The sequence below is a fragment of the Burkholderia sp. HAN2018 genome (assembly GCF_024704855.1).
GTDB lineage: Bacteria > Pseudomonadota > Gammaproteobacteria > Burkholderiales > Burkholderiaceae > Burkholderia > Burkholderia cepacia.
In genome coordinates, this window is the sequence record NZ_QOBB01000284.1 from 1 (window position 1) to 8,002 (window position 8,002).

Annotated in this window: 6 protein-coding genes; all 6 read left to right on the forward strand. The window is 67.5% G+C overall.

The window, feature by feature from the left end; all coding sequences use genetic code 11:
* The first annotated feature begins 63 nt into the window (after window positions 1-63).
* Entirely contained in the window at window positions 64-1,449 is a 1,386-nt protein-coding gene (gene mpl / locus DPV74_RS36690) for a UDP-N-acetylmuramate:L-alanyl-gamma-D-glutamyl-meso-diaminopimelate ligase (RefSeq protein WP_027788424.1), read from the forward strand.
* The gene (locus DPV74_RS36695; RefSeq protein ID WP_119338966.1) at window positions 1,446-2,015 is read left to right on the forward strand and encodes a YqiA/YcfP family alpha/beta fold hydrolase; all 570 of its coding nucleotides are present in this window, start codon (window positions 1,446-1,448) and stop codon (window positions 2,013-2,015) included. The genes mpl and DPV74_RS36695 overlap by 4 nt, the downstream gene beginning before the upstream one ends.
* Before the next feature lie 80 nt (window positions 2,016-2,095).
* On the forward strand, window positions 2,096-4,192 hold the full coding sequence (locus DPV74_RS36700; protein ID WP_027788423.1) for a ribonuclease catalytic domain-containing protein: 2,097 nt from the start codon (window positions 2,096-2,098) through the stop codon (window positions 4,190-4,192).
* A complete protein-coding gene (aroE, locus tag DPV74_RS36705; protein ID WP_119338967.1) occupies window positions 4,189-5,055 on the forward strand; it encodes a shikimate dehydrogenase in 867 nt (288 codons plus the stop codon). The genes DPV74_RS36700 and aroE overlap by 4 nt, the downstream gene beginning before the upstream one ends.
* 14 nt (window positions 5,056-5,069) lie before the next feature.
* The gene (gene mtgA / locus DPV74_RS36710) at window positions 5,070-5,807 is read left to right on the forward strand and encodes a monofunctional biosynthetic peptidoglycan transglycosylase (RefSeq protein ID WP_042976647.1); all 738 of its coding nucleotides are present in this window, start codon (window positions 5,070-5,072) and stop codon (window positions 5,805-5,807) included.
* A gap of 448 nt (window positions 5,808-6,255) precedes the next feature.
* Complete coding sequence (locus tag DPV74_RS36715) at window positions 6,256-7,866, forward strand: S10 family peptidase (RefSeq protein ID WP_027788420.1); 1,611 nt, start codon at window positions 6,256-6,258, stop codon at window positions 7,864-7,866.
* Window positions 7,867-8,002: the final 136 nt, after the last annotated feature.

Genomic DNA, 8,002 nt, shown 5'->3' on the forward strand with positions numbered 1-8,002 from the left:
CGGCGCGCCGCACACACATCCTTTCCGAATCGACGGCGCCCGGCGGCGCGAAAGCATTCATCTATGCACATCCACATTCTTGGCATCTGCGGCACCTTCATGGGCGGTCTCGCCGTACTCGCGCGCGAGGCGGGCCACACGGTGACGGGTTGCGACGCGGGCGTCTATCCGCCGATGAGCACGCAGCTCGAGGCGCAGGGCATCACGCTGATCGAGGGCTACGGCGCCGAGCAGATCGACCTGAAACCGGATCTGTTCGTGATCGGCAACGTCGTCACGCGCGGCAATCCGCTGATGGAGGCGATCCTCGATCGCGGCCTGCCTTATGTATCCGGCCCGCAATGGCTCGGCGAGCACGTGCTGGCCGGCAAGTGGGTGCTCGCGGTCGCAGGCACGCACGGCAAGACGACCACGTCGTCGATGCTCGCGTGGCTGCTGGAAGACTCCGGTCTGAACCCGGGCTTCCTGATCGGCGGTGTGCCGCTGAACTTCGGCGTGTCGGCGCGGCTCACCGATTCGAGCTTCTTCGTGATCGAGGCCGACGAATACGATACGGCGTTCTTCGACAAGCGCTCGAAGTTCGTCCACTACCGGCCGCGCACCGCGGTGCTGAACAACCTTGAATTCGATCACGCCGACATCTTCCCCGATCTCGCCGCGATCGAGACGCAATTCCACCATCTCGTGCGTACCGTGCCCGGTGTCGGCAGAATCGTCACGAACGGCCGTTCCGACGCGCTCGAGCGCGTGCTGGCGCGCGGCTGCTGGAGCGAGGTCGAGCGGTTCGGCGTCGACGGCGGCTGGCAGGCGCTGCCGGCCGAGGACGGCGTGCCGGTCGACGAGCGTTTCGCGGTGTATTCGCACGCGGAACGCGTCGGCGAAGTCGCATGGCAGGTGCAGGGCGATCACAACCGGATGAACGCGCTCGCGGCGATCGCGGCCGCGCGCCACGTCGGCGTGCCGCCCGCGCAGGCCGCCGCGTCCCTCGCGTCGTTCCGCAACGTGAAGCGCCGCATGGAAGTGCGCGGCAGCGTGGACGGCGTGACCGTCTACGACGACTTCGCGCACCATCCGACCGCGATCGAAACCACGATCGCCGGCCTTCGTGCACGCATCGGCCGTCAGAATTCCCGCATTCTCGCCGTGCTCGAGCCGCGCTCGAACACGATGAAGCTCGGCGTGATGAAGTCGCAATTGCCGGCGAGCCTGGCCGACGCCGATCTCGTGTTCGGTTACGGCGCGCCGGCCGGGCGCGACGCGCTCGGCTGGAATCTGGCCGAGGCGCTGGCGCCGCTCGGCGATCGCGCGCACGCGTTCGACGACCTGCACCTGCTGGTGAAGTCCGTCGTCGCAGCCGCCCGCCCGGGCGACCACGTGCTCGTGATGAGCAACGGCGGCTTCGGCGGCGTTCATCAGAAGCTGCTCGATGCGCTCGGGAGCCGCTCGTGATCCTGTATCTGCACGGCTTCCGGTCGTCGCCGGAATCGCAGAAGTCGCGCCAGCTCGCCGCGCGCATGGCCGAGCTCGGCCGCAGCGACGAGTGGCGGTGCCCGTCGCTGTCGGTGTCGCCGCTCGAAGCGATCGCGGTCGCGGAAGCCGAGGTGGCGGGCGCGCGCGACGTGACCGTCATCGGCAGCTCGCTCGGCGGCTATTACGCGACCTGGCTGGCCGAAAAACACGGCTGGAAGGCCGTGCTGCTGAATCCGGCCATCGTGCCGCAGCGCGATCTCGAGCAGCACCTGGGCGAACAGCCGCTGTGGCACGGCGGCGGCACGATCGTCGTCGAGCGCCATCACCTGCATGAACTCGACGCGCTGCGCGTGCCGGCAATCACGCGTGCCGAACGCTACTATCTGTTCGCGGCGACCGGTGACGAAGTGCTCGATTACCGCGAGATGCTCGCGCACTACCCGGGCGCGAAGACGCGCGTGATCGAAGGCAGCGATCACGGGATCAGCGAATTTGCCGACTATGTCGACGACGTTCTCGCGTTTTGCGACGGAAAGACGTCTTAATCCGGCCACGTGCCGATCGAATTCCCATCATCATGCGGCGCCGCGGACGCGGCGCCCGGCAGTCTGAACGAGAGTACTGAGTGAACGTTTTCTTCGAGGAATCGGGCAGTTTCAAGGCGGGCAGCGTGCTGTCGCGCCAGGGCGACGCATTTCAGGTCGAGTTGCCCGGCGGGCGGCGGGCCAAGGTGCGCGCGAAAGACGTGCTGATCGAATTCGACAAGCCGGCCGCGGGCGAACTGATGCAGGAAGCCGACACGGCCGCGCAGCAGATCGACCTGGATTTCCTGTGGGAATGCGCGCCGACCGACGAGTTCGCGTATACGGCGCTGGCCGCGGAATACTTCGGCGCGACGTACGGCCCGGTGGAGCGGGCGGCGCTGGTGTTGCGACTGCACGGCTCGCCCGTCTACTTCCGCCGCAAGGGGCGCGGCCAGTACCAGCGCGCGCCGGAAGAGCAGCTCAAGATGGCGCTCGCGTCGCTCGAGCGCAAGCGCCAGCAGGCGCTCGTCCAGGCGCAGTACGAAGAGGAACTGAAGGCCGGCAAGCTGCCGGAAGCGTTCGCGGGCAAGGTGCTCGGGCTGCTGACGCGGCCGGACAAGAACGCGATCGAATACAAGGCGATGGAAGCGGCGGCCGGTGCGCGCGGCGTGTCGCCGGCGCGGCTGATGCTCGACTGCGGCGGCATCGCGTCGCCGCGCGCGCTGCACGAGGCGCGCTTCCTCGCGGAGTTCTTCCCGCACGGCACGGGCTTCCCGGCCGTCACGGTCGGCCCGCTGCCGGACGACCTGCCGCGCGCGGACGTCGAGGCGTTCTCGATCGACGACATCACGACGACCGAAATCGACGACGCATTCTCGGTCGAGCATCTCTCCGACGGCCGCGTGCGCATCGGTGTGCACATCGCGGCGCCGGCGCTCGGCATCGTGCGCGGCGACGCGATCGACGCGATCGCGCGCACGCGCCTGTCGACCGTCTACATGCCGGGCGACAAGATCACGATGCTGCCGGACGACGTCGTCGACGTGTTCACGCTGAAAGAGGGCGACTACCGCCCGGCACTGTCGCTGTACATCATCGTCAACCGCGAAACGCAGGAGATCGTCGCGAACGAGACGCGCGCCGAGCTCGTGTTCGTGAAGAACAACCTGCGGCACAACAACCTCGACGAGCTCGTCAACGAAGAGACGCTCGCGGCCGGCACCGGCGACTATCCGCACAAGGACGACATCGCCGTGCTGTGGCCGCTCGCGCAGGCGCTGTTCGAGAAGCGCCAGGTCGCGCGCGCGGGTTACGGCCTGAAGCGCGAGGTGCAGCGCAACACCGACTACAACTTCTACGTCGAAGGCGAGCACGTGACGATCACGCCGCGCCGCCGCGGCTCGCCGCTCGACCTGATCGTGTCGGAGCTCGCGATCCTCGCGAACTCGACCTGGGGCGCGTTCCTGCACGATCACACGGTGCCGGGCATCTATCGCTCGCAGCGCGGCTTCGGCGCACCGGGCCCGAAGCGCACGCGGATGCAGACGACGGCCGCGCCGCACGAAGGTCTCGGCGTCGCGCAGTACGCATGGAGCACGTCGCCGCTGCGCCGCTACGTCGACCTCGTGAACCAGTGGCAGCTGCTCGCGTGCGTGCAGCACGGCGTCACCGCGAAGCTCGCCGCACCGTTCAAGCCGAAGGACGCCGACCTGTACGCGGTCGTGCAGGGCTTCGACGACACGTATACGGCCTACGCCGACTACCAGCGCCGGATGGAGTACTTCTGGTGCCTGCGCTGGCTCGCGCAGGAGCAGAAGAAGCAGGTCGTCGCGAGCGTGGTGAAGGGCGATCTCGTGCGCCTCGAGGAAATTCCGCTGCTGCTGCACGTGCCGGGGCTCGGCGTGCATGCGCGCGGCACGCGCGTGCTGCTCGACGTGATGTCGCTCGACGAGCTGACGATCGAGGCATCGGTGCGGTTGCTGAACGTGCTCGATGCGCCGACCGTGACGAGCGGCGACGCGGCCGACGAAGAGGATGACGCCGAAGGCGGCGACGACACGCTGATCGACGCCGAAGACGCGACGGCCGAAACCGAGGCGGAAGCGCTGGCGGAGGCGGACGGCGCGGCAGCCGGCGAAGGTGGTGAAGGCGGCGAAGCCACGGGCGGCAACGCCGAAGAAGAGGGGCGCGCATCATGACCACAGTTGCGTCGACGAGCGGCGCCGACCGCTATGTCGTGTTCGGCAACCCGGTGGCGCACAGCAAGTCGCCGTTCATCCACGCGCAGTTCGCCGCGCAGACGGGCGAGCCGGTCGAATACACGCACCGGCTCGCGCCGGTCGACGGGTTCGACGCGGCCGTGCGGGCATTCGTCGCCGAAGGCGGTCGCGGCGCGAACGTGACGGTGCCGTTCAAGCTCGAGGCGCATGCGCTTGCCGACACGCTGTCGCCGCGCGCGGCGGCGGCGGGCGCGGTGAATACGCTGCGCATCGACGCCGACGGCCGTATCCATGGCGACAACACCGACGGCGTCGGCCTCGTGCGCGACATCGAAGCGAATCTCGGCGTGTCGCTGGCGGGCGCGCGCATCCTGCTGCTCGGCGCGGGCGGCGCGGCGCGCGGTGTCGTGCTGCCGCTGCTCGACCGCGCGCCGCTGTCGATCACGATCGTGAACCGCACCGCGAGCAAGGCCGAGGCGCTCGTCGGCCAGTTCATGCAGGCCGCCCACGATGCGGGCTGCACGCTCGCGGGCGGCGGCCCGGACGTCGTGCGCGCGGAGCCATATGACGTCGTGATCAACGCGACGGCCGGCAGCCTCGATGCCGCGCTGCCGGAGTGCGACGCGGCCGCGTTCGGCGCGGGCACGCTCGCGTACGACATGATGTACGGCGCGCAGCCGACGGTGTTCATGCAGCATGCGGCGTCGCTCGGCGCGCGCACCGCCGACGGGCTCGGGATGCTCGTCGAGCAGGCGGCCGAATCGTTCTTCATCTGGCGCGGCGTGCGTCCGGACGGCGCACCGGTGCTGGCCGCGCTGCGCCAGGCGCTCGCGGCGAGCTGAACGGGGCGCGGCACGTGGTGGCGGTGAGCGGCACGCAGCACACGCGGACGGTGAGCCCGACGCGCTGGATCGTCTATGCGGGATCGGTGTTCGCGGGTGCGTGGCTCGCGACGCAACTGTTCTATCTCGTACAGATCGCGCTGTGGTCGTTCGTGAACCCGGGCTCGACCGCGTTCATGCGCACCGACGCGTGGTGGCTGTCGCGCGACAAGCCGCCCGCGCAGATCCAGCACCAGTGGGTGCCTTACGACCAGATCTCGCGCAACCTGAAGCGCGCGCTGATCGCGTCGGAAGACTCGACCTTCGCGACCAACAACGGCTACGACGTCGACGCGATCCTGCAGGCGTGGGAGAAGAACAAGGCGCGCGGCCGGATCGTCGCGGGCGGCTCGACGATCACGCAGCAGCTCGCGCGCAACCTGTTCCTGTCGCGCGAGAAGAGCTACATCCGCAAGGGGCAGGAGCTCATCATCACGTGGATGCTCGAAACGGTGCTCGACAAGGAGCGGATCTTCGAGATCTACCTGAATTCCGTCGAGTGGGGGCGCGGCGTGTACGGTGCCGAGGCGGCCGCACGCTATTACTACCGGATTCCCGCGAGCCGGCTCGGCGCGTGGCAGTCGGCGCGCCTCGCGGTGATGCTGCCGAAGCCGCGCTGGTTCGACGCGCACCGCGGCTCGGCCTACCAGGCGCAGCGCGCGGCAGTCATCGCCCGCCGGATGGGAGCGGCCGAACTGCCGCAATCGGAGTGAACGGCGCGAGCGCGCCGTCACATTGACCGTTTCGACGCCCGTGCGCTGCACGCGGGTCGCTCGCGGGCCGTTTGTGCGCTGCAGCGCATGCGCGTCACGCGCATTTCGGGTCACATCCATTAGACGAATCCGTCTATTTCGCTTTGCTGAGCAATGCTCGCGATCACGCGCGTTTGTTGGCTGATATGGCACGAAATCCTGGAATTTTTAGTGTTCCCGGGTAAACGCGAAAGTCCGTGAAAGGCACGTGAAATGCAACGTTTCGCGAACCGAAGCATTCCTGAAAGGTGTGCGCCGCACCGGCCGCCGTCCAAATATTTCAAAATTTTTCAAAGCTGACGGGCTCGCGTATATTGGCCAGCGCCTCGGCTTATCGGCCGCGATCGAGGCGGGGGGCGGCTTATCCGGCTGCTCGATACAAAAAACATCCGAGAGAAGGAAAGCAACGATGCCAGCGAGCAAAGCGAAGCTGTTGTTGGGGGTGGTGTTTTCTTCGCTGATTCTGACGGCCTGCAACGACGACGTGACATCGTCCGCTGCTGCCAGCGCCGACAACTCAGCCGATCCCGCCGGTCAGGTGGACAGGGCGTACAACGATCCGAACAGTTATTCGTCGAGCGCGAACGCGTCGCTCGACGCCTCCGCCGCGGTTGAAAAGGCCGCCGTCACGCATCACCAGATCACGCTGAACGGCAAGACGATCCGCTACACGGCCACGGCCGGCCACCTCGTCGCGCGCAATCCGCAGACGGGCGCACCCGAAGCCTCGTTCTTCTATGTCGCCTATACGGCCGACAACCAGCCCGCGGCGAAGCGGCCCGTCACCTTCCTGTACAACGGCGGCCCCGGCTCGGCATCGGTGTGGCTGCATCTCGGCTCGTTCGGCCCGCGCCGGATCCAGACGGGCGACCCGAACGCGAACACGTCGACGTTCCCGTTCGTCGACAACCAGGAAAGCCTGCTCGACACGACCGACCTCGTGTTCGTCGATGCGATCGGCACCGGCTTCTCCGAAGCGATCGCGCCGAACACGAACCAGACGTTCTGGGGCGTCGACCAGGACGGCGGCGCGTTCCGCGATTTCGTCACGCGCTACCTCGCCGTGAACCAGCGCAGTGCCTCGCCGAAATACCTGTTCGGCGAGTCGTACGGCACGCCGCGCACCGACGTGCTCGCGAACCTGCTCGAGACGGCCGGCGTGAAGCTCGACGGCATCGTGCTGCAGTCGTCGATCCTGAACTACAACACGAACTGCGACATGGCGAGCGACTACATCGGCAACTCGAACAACGGGTCGAGCCCGGTGAGTTGCGCGGGTTTCGTGCCGTCGTATGGCACCGTCGGTGCGTACTACCAGCTCGACAACCCGAACCCGTCGAACCTGCCGCAGTATGCCGACCAGATGCGCCTGCTGACGGCCGGCAGCTACGCACCCGCCGTGAACGCGTACCTGGCGAGCCATACGCCGCCGCCGCCGGCCCTCGTCACGACGATGGTGAATTCGACCGGCGTGAAGCAGTCGCTGTGGAATGCGGACTTCAACGTGATCCCGACCTTCTTCGACAACAGCTTCCAGCTGTCGCTGATCCCGGGCACGCTGATCGGCCGCTACGACGCGCGCGTGAACGTGCCGGTGTCGAGCCCGCTTGCCGCGGACGGCGATCCGTCGAGCTCGTTCATCACGAAGCCGTTCACCGACACGATCGGCAAGTACCTGCCGAACGAGCTGAAGTACACCGCGCAGTCGGCGTATTCGTTGAGCAGCAACGCGATCAACACGTGGGACTGGACGCACGACGGGCTCGCGATGCCCGACACGATCCCCGACCTCGCCGCGGCGCTGACGCTGAATCCGCAACTGAAGGTGCTGTCGCTGAACGGGTATCACGACATCGCGACGCCGTTCTACCAGACCGAGCTCGACCTCGCGCGGCTCGGGACGCAACCGAACCTGACGATCAGGGACTATCAGGGCGGACACATGGTCTATCTCGACGATACGTCGCGTCCGCAGGAGAAAGCCGACCTCGTGACCTTCTACAACGCGGCCGCGCACTGATGCTGCGCCGGCCGGCGGCAGGCGCCCGCGGTGGCGCCGCGCCGGCCGTCGACGACCTCATTCCAGACTGGAGCCTGATATGAAGAATCGTTTCATCGTCGTTGCCGCGGCGCTCGCATGTGTCGGCGCCGCAGCA

Coding starts and splice junctions, on each gene's coding strand:
- mpl (WP_027788424.1), top strand. CDS start 64: ATGCACATCCACATTCTTGGCATCTGCGGCACCTTCATGGGCGGTCTC.
- aroE (WP_119338967.1), top strand. CDS start 4,189: ATGACCACAGTTGCGTCGACGAGCGGCGCCGACCGCTATGTCGTGTTC.
- DPV74_RS36715 (WP_027788420.1), top strand. CDS start 6,256: ATGCCAGCGAGCAAAGCGAAGCTGTTGTTGGGGGTGGTGTTTTCTTCG.